This is a genomic window from Poseidonibacter antarcticus (assembly GCF_003667345.1).
Classification (GTDB): Bacteria; Campylobacterota; Campylobacteria; order Campylobacterales; family Arcobacteraceae; genus Poseidonibacter; species Poseidonibacter antarcticus.
Genome location: NZ_RCWF01000002.1, coordinates 137,414 through 158,549 on the forward strand (window position 1 = coordinate 137,414; position 21,136 = coordinate 158,549).

Genomic DNA, 21,136 nt, shown 5'->3' on the forward strand with positions numbered 1-21,136 from the left:
AATAGGAAAATATTACTTAAAAATTTATGAAGCTAAATCATCTATAAATAAACAACTTTTCTTTCTTGTTTCTATATTTCTATCTTGTACTATATCCATGAAATTACTCAATATTTTATTACTTATATCACACTTATCTACTTTTCCAAGTAGCTTTTTCAAACTAATACCTGATTTTATTAATTCATCTTCTTGATTTATAATATACTCTTTCATAATATTTACATTAAACTCAGGATGAAATTGAACACCCCAAATATATTTAGTAAATCTTACAGCTTGGTGTTGTTCTTTATAATTAGAAGCTAAAACAACTGCTTTTGAAGGTAATTTTACAGCACTTTGATAATGTGTTTCAAAAGCATAAAATTGTCTTGGAAAACCTTTAAATAAGGGATCGTTTGAAGAATTTATTGTTCTTTTAATTTTAACTCTTCCTATTTCTTTTCCTTTTTTGTTAAAATCACTTTTACCACCCAAAGCCTTTGCTATAAGTTGATGACCGTAACATATACCAAGAAGAGGGATTTTTTTTGAAGCTATCTTTCTTATATATTTTTCAAGTTCAACACTCCAATTTAACTCTTCACTTACCATTGAATGTGAGCCAGTTATTATAAAAGCAGCAGCACTTTGTAAACTTGGTAATTTCTGATTTTTAAGAATATGAATAATTTTAATATTTTTATCTGTTTTACCTAAAAAGTTTATTACCCATGCATCAAAATCACCAAATTTCTCTTTTGTTGTATCAAAAGTTTCTCCAGTTTTTAGTATATAAATATATTTCATTGATTTCTCCCAATTGTTATTTATTAATTATATAGCTTTTATAAAAGCTATGGATAAAATAATATGGATATATATTATACAATTGGGATTAGATTAAGTTAATTTATTAAATAATTACTCTTTCTAAAGTTATATCAATAAATTTATATGACGGTGTAAAACTTTTATTATCAAAATCATTAAGAGAAACTAAAGGAGTAGCTTCAGGGAAATATGCTGCAGCACATCCTTGCTTAATATCATAAGATACTACTTCAAAGTTTAAGACCTCTCTTTTTATTCCATCTTTACTATGAGATTTAATATCTACTATATCTCCATTTTTAAAACCAAGTTTATTAATATCTATTTCATTTAAAAAGATAATTCTTCTTTTATTTGTTATTCCTCTATATCTATCATTTGTATCATAAACTGTAGTATTAAACTGATCATGGGATCTAATTGTCATTAAAGCAAGATGCTTTTGTTTTAAAATAAGATTAGGTGTTTTATTTATAATGAAGTTTGCTTTTTTTGTTGCTGTTTCCCAAATTTTATTCTTTGCATTATTATATAATTCAAGACCATTTTTATTTTCAATTGAATCATTATAAGAAATAAATGAAGGTAAAACTTCCTCAATCTTTTCTCTAATTTTACTATAATCACTAATTAAATCTAAAAAATCTACTTTTTCATTTCCTAAAGTTGCATTAGCAATTCCTGCAATAATAGCAGGTTCAGATTTTAAATATAAAGAAGCTGGCTTATTTCTTCCTTTTGAAGAGTGAACCATACTCATTGAATCTTCAACAGTTAAACATTGAACACCATTTTGTTGAATATCTAATTCTGTTCTTCCTAAACAAGGTAAAATTAAAGCTTCTTTTCCACAAATTAAATGACTCTTATTTAAATGAGTTGAAATATGAACAGTTAAAGAACAAGCTCTTAAAGCTTCATATGTAAATCTTGTATCAGGTGCTGCATCTGCAAAATTTCCACCAAGACCTATAAATACTTTATTTTTTTCTTTATGCATTACTTTAATTGCATGAACTACATCTACCCCATGACTTCGTGGACTTTTAAAGTTAAACACACTATCAATTTTCTTTAAAAACTCTTCTTTGGGTGCTTCACTAATCCCAACAGTTCTATCTCCTTGAACATTACTATGCCCTCTAACAGGACATGCCCCTGCTCCTTCTTTCCCAATATTACCTTTGATTAATAATAAATTTATGACTTCTTCAATAGTTGCAACACCATGCTCGTGTTGTGTTAATCCCATTGCCCAACAACATATTGTTTTTTCTGAAGATATATAAAGTTCACTAATTTCAATAATATCTTCTTTACTTAAAGATGTTTCAGCAAGTAAAGGATCCCATTGTTTTGCTAGAATTGTTTTTTTATATTCTTCAAATCCAGAAGTATGTGTTTTAATAAAATCTTCATCTATGCTATCAGAATGATTTTCAAGTATATATTTTACAATTGCTTGAATCAAAGCCATATCACTACCCATTCTTACTTGATAATAGTGCGTACTAATTGGCGTAGGATTATTTGTAATCATTTGGCTAATATTTTGGGGATGAACAAAAGATACTAATCCAGCCTCTTTTAAAGGATTAATCGAAACTATTTTAGCTCCCCTTTTTGCTGCTTTTTGTAATTCACTTAGCATTCTTGGATGATTCGTTCCTGGATTTTGTCCAAAAAGCATTATTAATTCCGCTTTATCAAAATCTTCTAAAGATACTGTACCTTTTCCAACTCCAATTGATTCAATCATACCTACACCAGAGCTTTCATGACACATATTCGAACAATCAGGAAAATTATTTGTTCCAAGCATTCTTCCCATTAATTGATATAAAAAAGCTGCTTCATTACTTGTTCTTCCTGATGTATAAAATATTGCATCATCAGGCTTATCTAAATTTTTCAAATGTTTTGAAACTACTGAGAATGCATCTTCCCATGATATGGCCTCATATTTATCATTTTGTTTATTATAATAAAAAGGTTCAGTTAAACGACCTTTATTTGTTATAGTATATACATCGAGTTTATTTAATTGGGAAACTGTATTAGCAGAAAAGAACTCTTTTGAAGCTCTTTTATTCGTTGTTTCAAAAGCTATTGCTTTAACACCATTCTCACAAAATTCTGTCATTGATCGTTCATTAGGTTTTGGATCAGGCCAAGCACAACCTGGACAATCAAATCCTCTTGTTTGGTTTAAATTAAATAATGTTTTAGAACCTTTAAAAAAGTCTTCTCTCATTAAAAACTTTCCAGAAGACAATAATGCGCCCCATCCTCCAGCCGATTTAACATTTACATGTTGATTTTTCATTTTTTCTCTCTGCAACTTCACTTGCATCATTTTGTTAATATTGACTTACTTCAACTAAAATTTTGCGAGCGACAAATTTTATTTTCCTAATCTAGTTTATTAATTAGGCTACTCTTTTTTATAGTTTTATAAATAATGTTTTAAGATTATTAAAAGAAAGATATTTATCAAAGTTTATACAATAACCATTCGTTTATGATAATATTCAACCTCGATACTAACATTATCATAACTATTCATATAGTCAATTAAAAAAGATTCAAAAATTTGAATTAACTTTAATTTTATTACTTTTTGAGTATATCAATAACAAAAATATTATTTTGTAATTAAAAAAATAGTAGTATTAATCATTTTATTGTGGCATAATATAATTTATTAATAATTTATAAAACTGCCTAAACTTTTTACTAGTTATATTTAGTTTATAAGTATAAGGAAATTCATTTGAATACTGTCGACATTTTCCCTTGGAATGAGCATTTTAATACTGGACTTAGTATTGTTGATAAACAACACAAGAAATTAGTGAAAATTCTAAATTCATTAGCAAGTCATATTGCTTGCAATTCAAACGAAAATGATTTAAACATTATATTTGATGAATTAACAGAATATACTCTCTATCATTTTAAAACTGAAGAAGCTATATGGCATAAATATTTACCTAATGATCCTCTTGACAATAATCATCAAGCTATACACCAACAATTTATTGACACTGTAGTAAAATTAAAAGAAGAACAAAATACAAGACCTTTAATTGAACTTGCAGAAGAAGCATTAGGATTTTTAGCACGTTGGTTAGCTTCTCATATTTTAGAAACTGATCGATATATGGCATATTTAATTTTTGCTTTAAAAGATGGCCTTCCCTTGAATGAAGCAAAACAATTAGCAGAAGTAAAGATGACTGGTTCAACTCGTTTACTTATTGATATTATATTATCTATATATAATATTCTTTCTACTAATACTTTACACTTAATGCGTGAGCTAAAAACTCATCAAAAGCTTGAAGAAAAAGTTAATAATCAAGATCGATATAAAGACATGCTTTTAGAACTATCAACAGATTTTATTAATTTGCCATTAGATAAAATTGATCATAATATTAATAAAGCATTAGAAAAAATGGCAAATTTTGTAGGTGCTGATCGTGCATATATTTTTAATTATGATTATAAACTCTTTACTACTACAAATACTTATGAATGGTGTGGGAAAGGAATTCTACCTCAAATTAAACAATTACAAAATATTTCAATGAGTTCTATTTTACATTGGTCTAAAGTTCATGCTAAGGGTGAATATATTTTAATTCAAAATGTAGATGCACTTGAACAAGGTACTTTACGTGATATATTAATTCCTCAAAAAATAAAAAGTCTTGTTACTTTCCCTCTCTTTGAAAATTTAGAATGTAAAGGTTTTGTAGGCTTTGATATGGTAAAAAGAATACATACTTTTACTACAAGTGAAATCTCAATACTAGAAATTTTCAGTAAACTACTTAGTAATATTGCACAAAGAAAACATAATGAATCTATACTTTCAAATGAACGTAGTTTTCTTAAGACAATTTTCCAAGTAATTCCAGACCTTATTTGGGTAAAAGATGCAAATGGGGTTTATCTTACTTGTAATTATCGTTTTGAAGATTTATTTGGTGCTAAAGAAACTGATATTATTGGAAAAACTGATTATGATTTTATAGATAAATCCTTAGCAGATTTGTATAAAATAAGTGATAAAGAAGTACTCAAGACTGGTAAGTCTTGTATAAATGAAGAAAAAGTTTATTTTAACAATGATGGTCATGAAGAAATAGTACAAACAACAAAGGTTCCCTTATATAATAAAGAAGGGGAAATTAATAGAGTTATGGGTATTTCAAGAAACATTACTTCAATGAAAAAAATTCAAAAAGAACTTGAATATAAAGAACATTATCAACGTGCACTTTTAGATAATTTTCCCTTTATGGTTTGGTTAAAAGATGAACAAAGTCATTTCTTAGCAATCAATAAACCTATGGCAAAAGCTTGTGGATATAATGAAACAAAAGATCTCATAGGTAAAACAGATTATGATATTTGGACAAAAGAACTTGCTTATTTATATACTAAGGATGATAAAGAAGTTTTATTATCTGGAAAATCAAAAATTGTAGAAGAACCAATTAAAATGCCTGAAAAAGAAATATGGGTAGAAACTTATAAGTCACCCGTTAGTATTAATGATCAAGTTTTTGGTACAGTTGGCTTTTCAAGAGATATAACAGATAGAAAGGAACTTGAACAAAAACTCATAAAAGAGAGAAACCTTTTTGAGCATTATCTTAATACGGTTGAATCAATTATTGTTTCATTAGATACAAAAGGTCACATTAAATTAGTTAATCGAAAAGCATGTGAACTTCTAGGCTATACTTCAGAAGAACTAATAGGACAGCAATGGTTTGAAATGTGTATAGATCAACCAGAAGGAATACAAGAAGTTTATCACATTTTTAAAGAATTAATAGCTGGTAAAATAGAAGGGAATGAATATTATGAAAATAATATTTTAACAAAGTCTCAAAAGAAACATCTAGTTGCTTGGCATAATTCTTATATTAAGGATGAAGATCAGAATATAATAGGTGTCTTAAGTTCGGGAGAAGATATCACTTTATTAAAAGAACAGCAAAGACGTCTTGAACATATGGCTCATTTTGATACACTTACAAACCTTCCTAACCGAATACTCTTATCAGATAGACTTAATCAAGGAATTTTATATACAAAAAGGAATAAAACATTCTTGGCAATTATCTATTTAGATCTAGATGGATTTAAAGAGATTAATGACACTTATGGACATAGTAATGGAGATATTCTGCTTAAAGTTATATCAAATAGAATTAGAGAAATTCTTCGTGAATCTGATACAATTGCACGTTTAGGAGGAGATGAGTTTGCAATAGTTTTACAAGATCAAAAAAATAAACAAGATTGTATTCCACTATTAAACCGAATTTTAAATGTTGTATCAACTCCTATTTCTTATAAGAATATCATTATGAAAGTCTCTGCAAGTATAGGAGTAACTTTCTTCAATCAAAATGATACAATAGATGCAGACCAACTTCTACGTCAAGCAGATCATGCAATGTATCAAGCCAAAGTAGCAGGTAAAAACCGTTTTCATATTTTTGATGTAATAGAAGATAAAAATCTACGTAATTATAACGAAAATCTTGATGCAATAGAACATGCTTTAAATAATAATGAATTTATTATTTATTATCAACCTAAAGTAAATATGCGTACTGGTAAATTTTTAGGAGTCGAAGCATTAATTCGTTGGAATCACCCACAAAAAGGTATACTCTCACCTTCAGACTTTTTGCCCTCTATTGAAAATCATAAACTTTATATAAAATTAGATTCATGGGTTATTAAAAATGTTGTAGAACAAATCCAAAAATGGAAAAATCAGGAGATTAATATTATAGTTAGTATTAATATTAGTCCTTTAAAATTACAAGAAAATAATTTTATAAATAATCTTCAAGATTTACTAAGTAATTATCCAGATGTTAAAACATCAGATTTTACTTTTGAAATACTTGAAACAAGTGCTCTTGAAGATATACAACATATATCTTATATAATGACAGAATGTAATAAAATTGGTATTGATTTTTTACTCGATGATTTTGGTACTGGTTATTCTTCATTATCTTATCTTAAAAGTCTTCCCGCAAAGCAATTAAAAATTGATAAAAGTTTTGTTAGAGATATGCTTGATGATATAGATGATATGGCTATTTTAGAAGGTATAATAAGTTTATCTAGCGCCTTTCGTCGTGAAGTAATTGCTGAAGGTGTTGAGAATATTGAACAAGGTAAAATGTTGTTGAGATTAGGCTGTGAAGAAGCACAGGGTTATATTATTGCAAAACCAATGCCTGAAGAGGAATTACTATACTGGATAAAAAATTGGATACCTTACTCTCAATGGAAAGATATAAAACCTTTTTCTAGAGATGATATACCAATTCTTTATGCAATTACTGAACACAAAATCTGGATTAAAGATCTTATATCTTACATTAAAGAAGAAAGTATATTGCCCCCTGAATTAAATTATAAAGAATGTAGATTTGGTATATGGTTATATAATCAAGAAAAAAAAGAGCGTATGAAAAAAGAAGACTTTAAAAAAATAGAAGACTTACATATCAAAGTACATACTAATGTAGCTACAATTATTGGGGAATATAGAGATCAATCTAAAAAAGATACCCAATTGGTTATACAAGAAATAATTAGATGTCGTGATGAATTTTTAGTAGAATTTAAAAAGCTTTTTCTTTTAGAGTAATTATCATTAAATATTGGCGACCCCGAGAAGATTTGAACTTCTGTCATTAGGAGGAAATCCTAAGGTCCTTGGCCGCTAGACGACGGGGTCATTTTTAAGAGAGTGATTATATTTTACTTTATGTTTATAATTGCTTAAATTATAAGATTTTAAGCTTTTTATTTCACTTTCCAATGAATATAATATACTTTCTTTCTAATTGTGTATCAAAATTCTTTGCTTTAGTCTTTAAATCATTATAATCATCTTCAATATTATTATCTTTTTTCCATTTACAATCTATAAAGGTTATGGTTTTTGAATCATATCCTATAAAATCTATTTCTAAATCTTTATTATTCCACCATGAACCAGTTTTTTTAGGTGTATAATTAAATAAACTCTCAAATTTTTCTTCTAATACTTCTATTACATATTTTTTATATGTAATAGAAAGAAAATTTTCATTAAAATCTTTGCTTAAATATTTAAGTAATTTATGACTGTTATTTGAATTTATATTATTCATATTTATATAGACATAACGAAACCAGAATCTTAAAAAATTATCTTCTATTTCATATCTACCAAATTTACTTTTTGATGGATTATCATTTATAGGAATAGTCTTATCAACAATCATTAAATCAACAAGTTTTTGCATATATCTAGTAAGATATGAAGATTTCAAGTTCAGAAAGTTTGCAATATTCCCAATTTTGTTATTACCCATAGATATAGCATATAAAATAGAACAATAAGTAATAGCATCACCTAAATCTTTTTTTACTATATTCATTCCTTCACTATATAAAAAACTATCAAAATTTAAAAAAGTATTTTCTATATTTTGAAGAAAATCTTTTTGTGTATTATATAAACTAAGATATCTAGGATTAGTCCCAAAAGCAGAATAAACATACATAGTATCTTCTTGATTTAATTCAGGATATAATTGTTTAATTATATTAAAATTCAGTGATTTTAACTTTATTACATTATTAACTTTTTTAGCAATTTTTAAGTTATCAAAATTATTTGGTAAAACAGCAGAAGTAATAATAAATTGGATATTCATTTTTTGTAAGTAGTTATTCCAATAATTACTAAATTTTATTAAAAAAGTTTTATCAATTTTTAAAAGTTCTTGAATATTTTCTAAAACAATAATTATTTTCTCATCTATTTTTATTTTAGATAAATAATTAATTAATTTTTCTAATGATTCTAATTTTTCTAGATTCTTTATATTAAAAAACTCATCTATTGATTCTTTTAATTTATTTATTAATAAAGAAGGCATAGTTTCAAAAGCTGTTAAATATAACGCTTGTTTATTTTTTATATATTCATTTATTAAAAAAGTTTTTCCGACTTTTCTTCTTCCGAAAATAAATGTTAAACTTGAACTAGGTTTATTAAAATCCTCTTCTAAAAGATTTATTTCATTTTTTCTGTATGTAAACATTTTAAACTCTTTTATCTAAATTAAAGACGTATAGTAATACTAAATAACTTAATTACTTCTTACCAAACTTTGTTATTTAAATGAAAGAGCTGTTAAAATAATATCAAGAGACTACCTAATAACTCTTTTAACTCTCTTATTAATCTTTATAATCATTGAAGCAGAAGACTCAAAAAAATTATTTTTATTTTCTACAATTATATCCGAATTATTAATTGCAAAATTATGTTCAAATTTTTTTCCTGTTTGATTAGCAGAAGTTGAATACAAAATCCCAAATTTATGTATAAAATCATAAAAATCTTTATCCTTATTTATAACTCTAAATGATTTTTGATTTGGATAAATAAATGTTGTTAAAGTAGATTTTCTTACTTCTTTTCTAAATTTTTTAGGTATTCTTGTATATTTCTTTAAGGTCTTAAAAGAGTCTACAGTATGAAGTATCTTTTTTGATTTTGGTCTTTGTTTTACACTTGAAAGCTTTTCATCATTTGATGATGAAAAGCCTACTGTTGTGTCTGTTTGAACTAGATAAACTAGTGAAGAATCCATAAGTACTATTTTTAGTCGTTAAGGAACTCTTGAATAGATTTAACACCTAATCCATCTTTTTTTCTTAATACTGTCATTGCTTCAACACAAGCAAGTGCAGCTGCTGCTGTTGTCACATAAGGAACATTTTCTTTTAATACAGATCTTCTGATATTTTTACCATCATCTTTTGATGATTCTTTTCCATCAGATGTATTAATAGCTAATGCGATTTCTCCATTTGTAATTGAATCAGTGATATTAGGTCTTCCTTCAGAAATTTTAAGTACTTTTTCACACTCAATTCCTGCTTTACTTATAATTTCATATGTTCCACCTGTTGCTACTACTGTGAATCCTTGACCAATTAAGCCAGAAGCAATTTTTGTTGCAAATTCTTTATCTAAATCACATAATGAAATAAATACTTTTCCTTCTGTTGGTAAATCATTTTTAGCAGCACTTTGTGCTTTTGCATAAGATTCACCAAAAGAATCTGAGATACCCATAACTTCACCAGTTGATTTCATTTCAGGTGTTAAAATCATATCAGAACCTGAAAGTTTATTAAATGGGAATACCGCTTCTTTAACTGCAAAATGGTCTTTTAAGATTGGTTTTAAAACACCGTTATCTTCCCAAATTAATTCAGAATTATATGTATCAAGTGCATTTCTTAGGCTTTCTCCCCACATAACTCTAGTTGCAACTTTTGCAAGTGGCATACCTGTAGCTTTAGATACAAATGGAACTGTTCTTGAAGCTCTTGGATTAACTTCAATTAAATAAATTTCACCTCTATGAATTGCATATTGTGTATTCATTAAACCAACAACACCAAGTCCTAGTGCCATTGCTTTTGTTTTTGTTTCTAACTCTTTGATTAGTTCAGGTGAAATTGAAATTGGAGGTAAAGAACAAGCTGAATCACCTGAGTGAACCCCTGCTTCTTCAATATGTTGCATAATCCCACCAATATAAACTTCTTTTCCATCACAAATACAATCAACATCAAGTTCGATTGCTCTATCTAAGAATTTATCAATTAAAACAGGTGCATCATTTGATACTGAAACTGCTGCATCCATATATTGTTTTAATTCTGACGTTGAGTAAACGATTCTCATTCCTCTTCCACCAAGAACAAATGAAGGTCTTACAAGTACTGGATAACCAATTCTTTCTGCAATTTCTATTGCTTCATTTACTTCTACTGCTGTTCCATTTTCAGGTTGTAATAATCCGATATTATCAACAAATTTAGAGAATTTTTTTCTATCTTCTGCTAAATCAATTACTTCAGCTGTTGTACCTATAATTTTAGCACCAATTGCAGTTAAAGCATTTGCTAATTTTAATGGAGTTTGTCCACCAAAATGTACAATAACACCATCTGGGTTTTCAGTTTCAATTACAGATCTTACGTGTTCAAAATCAATTGGTTCAAAGTATAAAATATCTGATGTATCATAATCAGTTGATACAGTTTCAGGGTTACAGTTGTACATAATAGTTTTAATACCCATTTCATTTAAAGCAAATGATGCGTGTACACAACAATAATCAAACTCAATACCTTGACCAATTCTATTTGGACCACCACCAATAATTAAAACTTTTTTATCACTTGATACTGGTTTTTCAACTTTTGGTAATTTTGTAATATTTGTAGTTGAATAAAGATAAGGAGTTAATGCTTTAAATTCAGCTGCACACGTGTCAACTTCGTTATATTCAAAGTTTACATCTAATGCTTTTCTAGCTTGATATACATCTTCTTCTGTTTTACCAATAAGTCTTGCAATCATAGGATCAGAGAAACCATTTGTTTTTGCAGTTCTCATTGCTTCTTCATTTTCTAAAATAGAAACATCCATTGATTTCTCAATATTATACATTTCTCTAAATTTGCTTAAGAACCATGGATCAACTTTACAAAGGTCAAATATATCTTCATTTGATAAACCTTGTCTCATTCCGTCCATTAAATATTGTAATCTTTCACAATTTGGTCTTCTTATTTCTTTTTTGATTTTTTCTAAATCAGTAGAAATAACATCAAATCCTACAAGACCAGTTTCAAGTGAACAAAGTGCTTTTTGAATAGATTCATTAAAAGTTCTTCCCATAGACATAACTTCACCAACAGATTTCATACCTGTTGTTAATGTTGAATCAGCTTTAGGGAATTTTTCAAAAGTAAATCGAGGAATTTTTGTAACAACATAATCAATAACAGGTTCAAACGATGCTGTTGTACCTGTAATATCATTTTCAATTTCATCTAAAGTAAATCCAACAGCAAGAAGTGTTGCAACTTTTGCAATAGGATAACCAGTTGCTTTAGATGCAAGTGCAGAAGATCTAGAAACTCTTGGATTCATTTCAATTACAATCATTCTTCCAGTTTTTGGACAAATTGAAAATTGTACATTTGAACCACCAGTATCAACACCAATTTCTCTAAGAATCGCAAAAGATGCATTTCTCATATCTTGGTATTCTTTATCTGTTAGTGTAAGTGCAGGTGCAATAGTAGTAGAATCACCTGTATGAACACCCATTGGGTCTAAGTTTTCAATAGAACATACGATAATACAGTTATCTTTTTTATCTCTGATAACTTCCATTTCATATTCTTTCCAACCTAGCATAGACTCCATAATTTCTATTTCATTAATTGGTGAAGCATCAATACCTGCTTCTGCTAAAGCTTTGAATTCTTCCATATTATATGCAACACCAGAACCACCACCAGCTAAGGTAAATGAAGCTCTTGATATTACTGGGAAACCAATCTTTTTAGCTTCAACCATTGCTTCTTCAACAGTATATGCATTTGCACTTTTTGGTAAATCCATACCAATTTTTATCATTGCATCATTGAAAAGATGTCTATCTTCACCTTTTTTAATTGCATCAGGATGAGCTCCTAAAAAATGAATACCTTCTAGCATACCTTTATCATACATAGATGTTGCAACATTTAATGCAGTTTGTCCACCCATTGTTGGAAGTATTGCATCAATATTTTCTTTTTTAATAATCTTAGAAACAACATCTTCTGTAATCGGTTCTATATAAGTTTTGTCAGCAAACTCTGGATCAGTCATAATAGTAGCTGGATTTGAATTAATTAAAACAACTCTGTATCCTAGTTCTTTTAGTGTTTTAGTAGCTTGAGTACCTGAGTAGTCAAACTCACACGCTTGACCAATAACAATTGGTCCAGAACCAATAAGTAATATTGATTTTATATCTTCTCTTTTTGGCATAAAAATTCCCCACATATATTTTTATAAATTTGGAGATTGTATCTATAAAGTGCTTAAAATTCAGTTATATGAAGAAAAAATAAAAAACTTCAATAAAAAAACAAGCAAAAAATAGTGCTTGTTTTTTATGAGTTTAAGAAGTAGGTAAATTGAACCTTTTCGTATCTAAAACACCTTCATTATCAAATGCTAGATAATACAATATATCTTTTTTTACAGGTAAACCAGTTAAATATCTAATAGCTAGATTTGCTTGAAGTGACGCAATATGCATTACAATTGGACAAGCAATACCATTTGGTTTTCTATCATTGATTTGAAAAACTGCTTCATAAGATGCTTTTTCAAAAAAACAAACTTGACCGTGAAACTCTTCAACTGATCCATAAATCCACGGTTGATTATTTTTTATACAATATTCATTTATAGCAGCACGTGTTGGAAGATTATCAGTCCCATCAATCACTAAGTCAAACTCTAAATCACGTTTTATAAATTCTTCAAAACTCTCAACATAAGAAGTTACTTTAGTATAAGGGCATCTTGACTCAACTAGTTCTTTTAAAACATCAGCTTTAAACTTGCCATCATCTCCAACTTTAAAACCAATTTGTCTATGAATATTGTGAACCCCTACTTCATCGAAATCAACAAGTGCAAACTCACCAATTCCAGAAGCTCCAAGTGCAATAGCAAGGGAACAACCAAGCCCTCCACTTCCAATAATCGCTACTTTTTTATTCGCAAGAGAATCTTGTGTTTGCTCTCCCCAAAGTTTTATCTGTCTATTAAAAAATTCATGTGCTTCGTTCATAATATAATCCTTAGTTAATAAGTATAGTTTATTTTTATTATTTTATTCTGTAATAGTAGCAAAATAAGGTTAAAAAAACTTTGACTTAAATTAAGTAAATAAAGAGGAGTGCGAACCAACTCTTGTAAGTGCTAATTCTAAAAGTTCTTTATCTTTGGAGTTTAATTTTTTATAATCTTTTTTAAAACTGTTAGTTCTAAATATGCTTAACACTTATGAATCCAGTTCTTTAAATAAATCATCTACATTAGTATAAGATCTACCTTTTTTTTCTAATTTACTCAAAGCTTTTTGTGTTTCTTTTGTAGGAACTTTAACATCAAATGGTAAGCCATTATTTAAAACAATCATATTATTAAAAACTGAAATTGCTTGCGAGTAAGAAAGTCCTAATTTTTTTAAAATATCTTTTGCTTCAAAATAGTTTTCTTCATCAACTCTAATTGTTGTTTGTGTTTTCATTTTGATTTCCTTTTATATTCATAATTATATTTAGGTTTTGGTTGGGCAACTAAAAGTTCATTTTCAAATCTTGTATTTCATTCATCGCTTTATTCTCCAAACTTTTCACAATCAAAACCATACATCTCTTTATAATAAAAGTTTATAAATAACTTGCATTAAAAAATAATTATTTTCTACTGATTAGTATAAAAAATGTCTATTTTTTTAGCTTAAAATTATTTATTATGGTATATAATTATTTATTAATAATTATTAAAAGGAGTGAAGATGAGAGGTTTAGCAATGATGGGTATTGGTAAGATTGGTTGGGTAGACAAAGTTCGTCCTAGTTGTGGTCCAATGGATGCAATTTGTCGTCCTATTGCTGTTGCACCTTGTACTTCAGATATTCATACTGTTTGGGCTGGAGCTTTAGGTGATAGACATGAACTTATTTTAGGGCATGAAGCTGTTGGTGAAGTTGTAGAGATTGGTTCAGAAGTTAAAGATTTCAAAGTTGGAGATAGAGTTTTAGTTCCTGCTATTACTCCTGATTGGAATTCTCTTGCAGCTCAAGATGGATACTCTATGCACTCAAATACGGCACTTGGTGGGTGGAAATTTTCAAACTTTAAAGATGGTGTTTTCGCTGATTTTTTTCATGTAAATGATGCAGATGGGAACCTTGCTTTAGTTCCTGAGGGTATGGACTTAGCTGATGCTTGTATGCTTTCTGATATGGTTCCTACTGGATTTCATGGGGTTGAATTAGCTGATATTAATTTTGGTGATATTGTTGTAGTTATTGGTATTGGACCTGTTGGACTTATGTCTGTTGCTGGTGCTGCTTTACATGGTGCTTCTGAAATTTTAGCAGTTGGTTCAAGACCAAATTGTGTAGCCTTAGCAAAAGAGTTTGGTGCTACTGATATTATTGATTATCATAATGGTGATATTGCCGAACAAGTTATGAGTAAAGTTGGTTTAGTAGATAGAATTATTATAGCAGGTGGGACAGTTGATACTTTTGCACAAGCGATTAAAATGCTTAAACCAGGTGGTAAAATAGGAAATGTAAACTATCTAGGTGAAGGTGACTTTATAAAAATACCTCGTGTTGAATGGGGATTTGGAATGGCTCACAAACAAATAAATGGTGGATTAATGCCAGGTGGACGTTTACGAATGGAAAAATTAGCAAGAATGATTACAACAAAAAGAATCCACCCTGGAAAATTGATTACTCATAGATTTGAAGGCTTAGATAGTGTTGAAGAAGCACTTCTTCTTATGAAAGAAAAACCAAAAGATTTGATTAAACCTTTAGTTATTTTCTAAATTATACTTGTAGAAGTTTTTACTTCTACAAGTTTTGATTAAAATATATTTATGCAACTTATAAAATACCCTCTTCTTTAAAAGAATAAAAACCATCACTTGTAAATATCACATGATCAAGTATTTCAATACCTAAAATCTTCCCTGCTTTTTGTAATCTTTTTGTTACATTTATATCCGCCAAACTAGCTTCTAGTATTCCACTTGAGTGATTGTGGGCGATTATTATACTTGCACATCGCATTTGTATTGCATAAGAAAACACTTCTCTTGGATGAACTAGGCTTTGATTTAGTGTTCCTATACTTATTACTTCTATATTTACAAGATGATTTCCTCCATCTAAGTATAGGGCTAAAAAGTATTCTTGTTGTTTATCTTTATAGGGGATTAACACTTCATACATCACGTGAGCTTGATATTCTAGGCTTTTGTTTTTTGCCTAAGTATCTTTTATATAACTTTTCCCTAGGTTTATTTATATCTTCTAAATCTTGAATTGTTTTCATCTTAAATCCTTAGACTTTACATTATTGAAAAGTCTATCAGATTTTTTTCTTTGTTTTAAGAAATATTACAGATTGTAAGATTTAGTTTTTTTCTTGTGTAGTAAAAATTAGTTTTGCTTCATCTAGCAGTTTTTGAGCTTCTTCTAGCTCTTTGATTCCTGTTTTATATACTTCTATTGAATCACTTAATGTGATTTGTGGGTTTGATAGTTTTTCTAAAAGCTGTTTTGCTTCTATTATTTTATCTTCAAAAACTAGTTTCTCGATTTTTGTACTCATTATTTTCCTTTTAATATTTTTTTTACATGATCTTCAAATTTTTCTACTTCAACTAAGAATGAATCATGACCTGATTTACTATCAATAAGCTTATATGTAACTTCGTCTTTTCGTCCTAATTTAATCATAATATCTCTTATCTCTTCCATTTCTTCAGGAAAAAATAACATATCATCTTTAAATGCTATTAAATGTAAATTACATTTTAATTTAGCAAAAGCATCTTCTAAATTATCCTCATTTCTTCCTGCATCGAAAATATTCATAGTTTTACAAATATAAAGATAAGATAATGGGTCAAATATTTTTGGAAAACTATATGCATTATATTCTAAATATCTCTCAACTTCAAATCTTCCAAATAATTCGTATAAACCATCGGTTCTACTGTATTCTCTTGAAAACTTATTATTAAATAATGTAGGAGATAAATATGCAATTAATCCAGCCATTCTACCAATTGCAAGACCTGGCAAACCTTTTGCTTGTAAATCTTCTTTAGAATAGAGTCCATTTTTAAAACTTGGATCATGTCTTATTGCTTCAATTGCGATTTTATTAATAGCAATTGCCCATGGTCTTGTATATGCAGTTGTTGCCATTGCTATTACTGTATTAGTGAATTCTGGAAATTCTATTGCATAACAAAGTGCTTGCATTCCACCCATAGAACCGCCAATAACAGCAACTGCTTTTTTAATACCTAGTTTTTCATAAAGTTTCGTTTGCGCTTTTACAACATCAGAGATTGTTAAAATTGGAAACTTTAACCTATACTCTTTTTTAGTCGTTGGGTCAATGCTTAAAGGATTTGTAGAACCAAAAGTACTTCCTAAATTATTTGAACAAATTACAAAATACTTTGTAGTATCTACAACTTTTCCATCACCTATAAATTTGTCCCACCAACCAGGCTTGGCTTCATCAGCATATCTTCCTGCTGCATGATGTGAACCTGCAAGAGCATGACAAATAACAATTACATTAGATTTGTCTTCATTTAATTCACCATATGTTTCATATGCAAGTTCATATGATTCTAATATCCGTCCACTTTCTAAGTGTAATGGCTCATCAAATTTTTGTATTTTCGTTTCTATTTTCAAATTTTTCCAATCATAAAGTAAAGTACTTGACTTTTTTCATTATGGAATATTATCAAAAATCACAATAAGACTAGCTTTTATTTATACTTTATAATCATTGTTATTATGCTTTTTTTATTTCTTCTAATGATATTTTTATAATTTCTTGCCATTTTGTATCAGGCAGCCACTCTTGAAATAGTGAAATATTAATATCATCAAAAGCTGTTTGAAGTACATATTTATGATAAATATACATAAAAGCACTTACTCTATAATTTAAAGCACAGTGAACCCAAACTTTATTTGCACCCAATGCTTGTAAGGTATTTAAAAATAGTTTTACATCTGATGGTTTTGGATTATCAAAATCTACTGGAATATGAAAATATGCCATTTCTAGGTCTGTTACTATTTTGTCTTCGTTTTCAATTGCATTTGATGCATCATGTAAAGCTAGGTTTATTACTACTTCAAAATCATTTTGAGCAATTTCTTTAAATTGTTCAACACTTGGTTGACCTGATGTTGATATTAATTCATTTATTTTTATATAATTTAAGATTTCTTCCATTTCTTTGTCCTTTTTATTTTACTATTTCTTCTACTCTTTTGATATATTCTTTTTTCAAATCTTCACTTATAAATGATGAATTAAAAGAGTTTTTTACTAGTTGAATAATATCATCTTTACTTAAATCTAGATTTTCATATAAATTTATAAAGTTTTGATTTAAATATCCTTTGAAATATGCAGGGTCATCTGAGTTTATTGTCACATTTAATCCATAATCTAAAAGCTCTTTTATATTATGTTGTGCATAGTTTTCAAATACTTTTAACTCTATATTTGAGTTTGGACAAACTGTTAAGGGGATTTGCTCTTTTTTTAGTCTTTTCATTAAAGAATCTGATTTGATTGATTGAACTCCATGGTCGATTCTTTGAATATCTAATAAATCTAAAGCTTCAAAAATATATGAAACATCCCCTTCTTCTCCTGCGTGTGCTACAAGTCTAAAGCCTTGTTCTTTTGCTTTTTTGAATACTTGCTCAAACTTTGAAGGTGGGTTTCCTATTTCAGAAGAATCAAGTCCAACACCTAAAATATACTTTTTATAAGCTAATGCCTCTTCTAAAGTTTTTAAAGCATCATCTTGTGATAAATGTCTTAAAAAACACATTATAATAGCCGTTGTGATTCCAAACTTTTCTTTTGCATCCTTTAGTGCTTCAACTATTCCTGAGATTATAGTTTCAAATGCAATTCCTCTTTGAGTGTGAGTTTGTGGGTCAAAGAATATTTCTGTATGTATGATATTATTTTCTACACATTTTAAAATATACGCCCATGTTAAATCGTAAAAATCCTGTTTTGTAATAAGTACATTTGCACCTGCATAATAAATATCTAAAAAGCTTTGTAAATTTGTAAAGTTATATGCATTTTTTACATCTTCAATATTTTTATAAGGTATTTTAATATTGTTTCTTTTGGCAAGTTCAAACATAAGTTCAGGTTCTAGTGAGCCTTCAATATGAAGATGAAGTTCTGCTTTTGGTAATTTTTCTATAAGTTTTATCATTTAATTCTTTCAATTTTATTAATATTTTCTGAAGATTATACACTATTAGAATAGTTGATTAAGTTAATTTCTATATAATTTCTTTACAAAAAAGTATTTAAATTATAGAAAAAAAGAGAATAGTAAAATGAGTATGATAAAAGCAAAATCACAAGATGCTATAAAAGCATTAGAAGTAGTTTCCTCTTTACAAAAAAGATTTGTAGAAAAGTTAGATAATCTTAGTAAAAATTTAGGCGAAAGTAAAAAGTTTGAAGAAGTTACATGGTTAAGAGATGCAGGAATTCATGGTGGTGGAAATAGATATGAAGCAAGAGATAAAAAACTTTTCAATACTGCAAGTGTAAATGTTTCTCAAGTTCATTATGATGAAGATGAAAGTAAAAAACTACAAAGTGCTAGTGCTCTTTCTACTATTATTCATCCAAAAAATCCAAATGTTCCTTCTATTCATATTCATATTTCTTTGACTTGTTTAAGAAATGCTGGTTCATATTGGCGAATTATGGCTGATTTAAATCCAAGTATTACAAATGAAGAAGATAAAAAGATATTTGATGAGAGTATAAAAGATTTAGCAAAAGATACCTATGAAGAAGGAATCAAACAAGGTGAAAAATACTTTTTTATTCCTGCTTTAAATAGACATAGAGGTATTTCTCATTTTTATTTAGAAAATTTTAAAACAGATGATAAGCAAAAAGATTTTGATTTTGCATTAGATTTTGGAAAAGGGATTATTGATACATATATAAATATTATTGAAAATGCTTTTAAAAGAAGAGAAACTTTTACAAATGAAGATATTGCAAAACAACTAGATTATCATACTTTATACTTATTCCAAGTTTTAACACTAGATAGAGGTACAACTTCAGGGCTTTTAGTTCATAATCAAAATGATGTAGGGATTATGGGTTCTCTTCCTAGTTTTATAAATAAAGATTTATTAAAATCTTGGCAAAACAATGTACAAGAAGAACAAAAAGAGCTAGTTTTAAATTTAGCAAATGTTATAGATGATAATGGGAAAGTTGATACAAAAATAAAAGAAAAACTAGCAAATACTGTTCGTGAATTTTATAAAAAATATCCAAAAGCATTGGCAAATCAAGCAAGTGGAAATGTAATTCCAACAACTGTATCAAATCATAAGGAATAGAAAATGGTAATCTTTGGAAGAGTAAATGATGTAAAAAAACAAATATCTAATAAGTATTTTCAAATTGCTTTTGATTATTTAGAAAATAATAGCAATGATTTTACAAATATAAAAGAAAATGAATGTGTAAAAGAAGAGTTAAGCGATGGTATGTTCATATTAAAACAAATTTATAAAACAAAAAATAGAAGTGATTGTTTTTTTGAATCTCATAAAAAATATATTGATATTCAGTTTATGGCAAAAGGTGAAGAATATATGGATGTTACAGATATTTCATCTTTGAAACAGTTAAATGAATATGATGAAAAAACAGATTTTATTAAATATGAGGGAAAAGAAGAAGATATATCAAAACTGCTTATTAAACAAAATGAATTAGCAATATTTTATCCAAGTGATGCTCATCAACCTTGTATAAAAACAAAAAAAGAAGAGATAATATATAAAGTAGTTATAAAAATTCCAATGGAATTAGTATAGTAAAAACTAGTATAAAAGAAAAAAGTAAACTAAATTTTCCAATGACTTAGTTTGCTTTGGTCTAAATCTTTTTTAATGTGTTGGCATAAAAGTGGGAAAAACTCTAAAAAGTCTTTTTCTATTTCATCCATATTCTTGCATACAGTTTGAAAATATTCAGATGCTGTTTCTCTTTTTCGTAAACGTTGGGATAATCTTAAATCCATTCTTTTAAATGATTTATTTAATTGCTCTAAAGTATGATAATCATTCAACAAATCTCTATTTATCAAATTTGTAACTATTTCATTTGCTCTGCTTGGTAAAAAGTCTAATCTTTGATTTGCTTTTTCATAAAAATTATTTGTAAATTCTTCTATTGATATGTTTGAGTATAAATTCCAATTCTTTGTTAGTAAATAATCATAAGTTAAATCAATAATTACAGGTTTTAATAAACCTTTTTCTCTTAATCTTTTTTTGCTTGTTTTTACAATTTGATGAGTATCAGTGAAAGAATCAATTTTTATATGTGTTTTCATACCATTTTGTACATGATAACTTGCATTCTCCCAAGTTTTTGCTTTTAAAGGGTCTGCAAGAATATTTCCAATCTTAAAATCTATATGTTCTTCTGATAAGAATGCATGTGCTAGCCAATTCATTAAATTCCTTTTAAAAATGTACT

Annotated in this window: 17 protein-coding genes and 1 tRNA gene; 4 read left to right on the top strand and 14 right to left on the bottom strand. The window is 27.8% G+C overall.

From position 1 onward, the window contains the following. Positions 1-24: 24 nt before the first annotated feature. Positions 25-792, bottom strand: a complete 768-nt coding sequence (locus D9T19_RS03310) for a glutamine amidotransferase (RefSeq protein ID WP_121626793.1) — start codon at positions 790-792, stop codon at positions 25-27. A 106-nt stretch (positions 793-898) separates the two neighbouring features. Then, positions 899-3,142 (bottom strand): FdhF/YdeP family oxidoreductase, encoded by a 2,244-nt coding sequence (locus D9T19_RS03315; RefSeq protein ID WP_121626794.1) that lies wholly within the window; start codon positions 3,140-3,142, stop codon positions 899-901. A gap of 447 nt (positions 3,143-3,589) precedes the next feature. On the opposite strand from D9T19_RS03315, the gene D9T19_RS03320 reads away from it, so the two are divergent. After that, on the top strand, positions 3,590-7,513 hold the full coding sequence (locus D9T19_RS03320) for a bacteriohemerythrin (RefSeq protein ID WP_121626795.1): 3,924 nt from the start codon (positions 3,590-3,592) through the stop codon (positions 7,511-7,513). Positions 7,514-7,527: 14 nt separating this feature from the next. Here the strand turns inward: D9T19_RS03320 and D9T19_RS14495 are convergent. From D9T19_RS14495 to D9T19_RS03345, 6 genes are all read right to left on the bottom strand, one after another. Continuing rightward, positions 7,528-7,603: transfer RNA gene (locus tag D9T19_RS14495), tRNA-Glu, on the bottom strand. 73 nt (positions 7,604-7,676) lie between these two features. After that, on the bottom strand, positions 7,677-8,960 hold the full coding sequence (locus D9T19_RS03325; RefSeq protein ID WP_121626796.1) for an ATP-binding protein: 1,284 nt from the start codon (positions 8,958-8,960) through the stop codon (positions 7,677-7,679). A gap of 111 nt (positions 8,961-9,071) precedes the next feature. Then, positions 9,072-9,515: a Sua5 YciO YrdC YwlC family protein gene (locus tag D9T19_RS03330; protein WP_121626797.1), complete on the bottom strand. Its 444-nt coding sequence runs from the start codon at positions 9,513-9,515 to the stop codon at positions 9,072-9,074. A gap of 11 nt (positions 9,516-9,526) precedes the next feature. After that, positions 9,527-12,769, bottom strand: a complete 3,243-nt coding sequence (carB, locus tag D9T19_RS03335) for a carbamoyl-phosphate synthase large subunit (protein WP_121626798.1) — start codon at positions 12,767-12,769, stop codon at positions 9,527-9,529. A gap of 133 nt (positions 12,770-12,902) precedes the next feature. Next, on the bottom strand, positions 12,903-13,583 hold the full coding sequence (locus D9T19_RS03340; protein WP_121626799.1) for a HesA/MoeB/ThiF family protein: 681 nt from the start codon (positions 13,581-13,583) through the stop codon (positions 12,903-12,905). A gap of 213 nt (positions 13,584-13,796) precedes the next feature. Continuing rightward, complete coding sequence (locus D9T19_RS03345) at positions 13,797-14,045, bottom strand: type II toxin-antitoxin system RelB/DinJ family antitoxin (protein ID WP_121626800.1); 249 nt, start codon at positions 14,043-14,045, stop codon at positions 13,797-13,799. Between the two features lie 270 nt (positions 14,046-14,315). Between D9T19_RS03345 and D9T19_RS03350 the strand changes: the two genes are divergently transcribed. Then, positions 14,316-15,365 carry an NAD(P)-dependent alcohol dehydrogenase gene (locus tag D9T19_RS03350; protein WP_121626801.1) on the top strand — a complete coding sequence of 350 codons (1,050 nt, stop codon included), beginning with the start codon at positions 14,316-14,318 and terminating at the stop codon, positions 15,363-15,365. A gap of 58 nt (positions 15,366-15,423) precedes the next feature. Here the strand turns inward: D9T19_RS03350 and D9T19_RS03355 are convergent, their stop codons facing one another. From D9T19_RS03355 to D9T19_RS03375, 5 genes are all read right to left on the bottom strand, one after another. Beyond that, positions 15,424-15,771 carry a JAB domain-containing protein gene (locus tag D9T19_RS03355; RefSeq protein ID WP_121626802.1) on the bottom strand — a complete coding sequence of 116 codons (348 nt, stop codon included), beginning with the start codon at positions 15,769-15,771 and terminating at the stop codon, positions 15,424-15,426. Between the two features lie 184 nt (positions 15,772-15,955). Beyond that, the gene (xseB, locus tag D9T19_RS03360) at positions 15,956-16,153 is read right to left on the bottom strand and encodes an exodeoxyribonuclease VII small subunit (protein WP_121626803.1); all 198 of its coding nucleotides are present in this window, start codon (positions 16,151-16,153) and stop codon (positions 15,956-15,958) included. After that, positions 16,153-17,259 (bottom strand): homoserine O-acetyltransferase MetX, encoded by a 1,107-nt coding sequence (metX, locus tag D9T19_RS03365; RefSeq protein WP_121626804.1) that lies wholly within the window; start codon positions 17,257-17,259, stop codon positions 16,153-16,155. Before metX ends, xseB begins: the two co-directional genes overlap by 1 nt. 103 nt (positions 17,260-17,362) lie before the next feature. After that, positions 17,363-17,812, bottom strand: a complete 450-nt coding sequence (locus D9T19_RS03370) for a protein tyrosine phosphatase family protein (protein WP_121626805.1) — start codon at positions 17,810-17,812, stop codon at positions 17,363-17,365. A 13-nt stretch (positions 17,813-17,825) separates the two neighbouring features. Continuing rightward, positions 17,826-18,824, bottom strand: a complete 999-nt coding sequence (locus D9T19_RS03375) for an adenosine deaminase (protein ID WP_121626806.1) — start codon at positions 18,822-18,824, stop codon at positions 17,826-17,828. Positions 18,825-18,951: 127 nt separating this feature from the next. On the opposite strand from D9T19_RS03375, the gene D9T19_RS03380 reads away from it, so the two are divergent. Together D9T19_RS03380 and D9T19_RS03385 are read left to right on the top strand one after the other, a co-directional pair. After that, positions 18,952-19,986, top strand: coding sequence for a coproporphyrinogen III oxidase (locus tag D9T19_RS03380; protein ID WP_121626807.1), 1,035 nt, complete (start codon positions 18,952-18,954; stop codon positions 19,984-19,986). Positions 19,987-19,989: 3 nt separating this feature from the next. Further along, positions 19,990-20,469, top strand: coding sequence for a NanQ anomerase/TabA/YiaL family protein (locus tag D9T19_RS03385; protein WP_121626808.1), 480 nt, complete (start codon positions 19,990-19,992; stop codon positions 20,467-20,469). 29 nt (positions 20,470-20,498) lie between these two features. On the opposite strand, the gene D9T19_RS03390 is transcribed toward D9T19_RS03385, so the two are convergent. After that, positions 20,499-21,113 carry an acyl carrier protein phosphodiesterase gene (locus D9T19_RS03390; RefSeq protein ID WP_121626809.1) on the bottom strand — a complete coding sequence of 205 codons (615 nt, stop codon included), beginning with the start codon at positions 21,111-21,113 and terminating at the stop codon, positions 20,499-20,501. Positions 21,114-21,136 lie beyond the last annotated feature (23 nt).

Excerpts from the sequence above, each read along its gene's own strand:
- D9T19_RS03310 (WP_121626793.1), bottom strand. The coding sequence starts at position 792 with ATGAAATATATTTATATACTAAAAACTGGAGAAACTTTTGATACAACA.
- D9T19_RS03315 (WP_121626794.1), bottom strand. The coding sequence starts at position 3,142 with ATGAAAAATCAACATGTAAATGTTAAATCGGCTGGAGGATGGGGCGCA.
- D9T19_RS03325 (WP_121626796.1), bottom strand. The coding sequence starts at position 8,960 with ATGTTTACATACAGAAAAAATGAAATAAATCTTTTAGAAGAGGATTTT.
- D9T19_RS03330 (WP_121626797.1), bottom strand. The coding sequence starts at position 9,515 with ATGGATTCTTCACTAGTTTATCTAGTTCAAACAGACACAACAGTAGGC.
- carB (WP_121626798.1), bottom strand. The coding sequence starts at position 12,769 with ATGCCAAAAAGAGAAGATATAAAATCAATATTACTTATTGGTTCTGGA.
- D9T19_RS03340 (WP_121626799.1), bottom strand. The coding sequence starts at position 13,583 with ATGAACGAAGCACATGAATTTTTTAATAGACAGATAAAACTTTGGGGA.
- D9T19_RS03345 (WP_121626800.1), bottom strand. The coding sequence starts at position 14,045 with ATGAAAACACAAACAACAATTAGAGTTGATGAAGAAAACTATTTTGAA.
- D9T19_RS03350 (WP_121626801.1), top strand. The coding sequence starts at position 14,316 with ATGAGAGGTTTAGCAATGATGGGTATTGGTAAGATTGGTTGGGTAGAC.
- D9T19_RS03355 (WP_121626802.1), bottom strand. The coding sequence starts at position 15,771 with ATGTATGAAGTGTTAATCCCCTATAAAGATAAACAACAAGAATACTTT.
- xseB (WP_121626803.1), bottom strand. The coding sequence starts at position 16,153 with ATGAGTACAAAAATCGAGAAACTAGTTTTTGAAGATAAAATAATAGAA.
- D9T19_RS03370 (WP_121626805.1), bottom strand. The coding sequence starts at position 17,812 with ATGGAAGAAATCTTAAATTATATAAAAATAAATGAATTAATATCAACA.
- D9T19_RS03375 (WP_121626806.1), bottom strand. The coding sequence starts at position 18,824 with ATGATAAAACTTATAGAAAAATTACCAAAAGCAGAACTTCATCTTCAT.
- D9T19_RS03380 (WP_121626807.1), top strand. The coding sequence starts at position 18,952 with ATGAGTATGATAAAAGCAAAATCACAAGATGCTATAAAAGCATTAGAA.
- D9T19_RS03385 (WP_121626808.1), top strand. The coding sequence starts at position 19,990 with ATGGTAATCTTTGGAAGAGTAAATGATGTAAAAAAACAAATATCTAAT.
- D9T19_RS03390 (WP_121626809.1), bottom strand. The coding sequence starts at position 21,113 with ATGAATTGGCTAGCACATGCATTCTTATCAGAAGAACATATAGATTTT.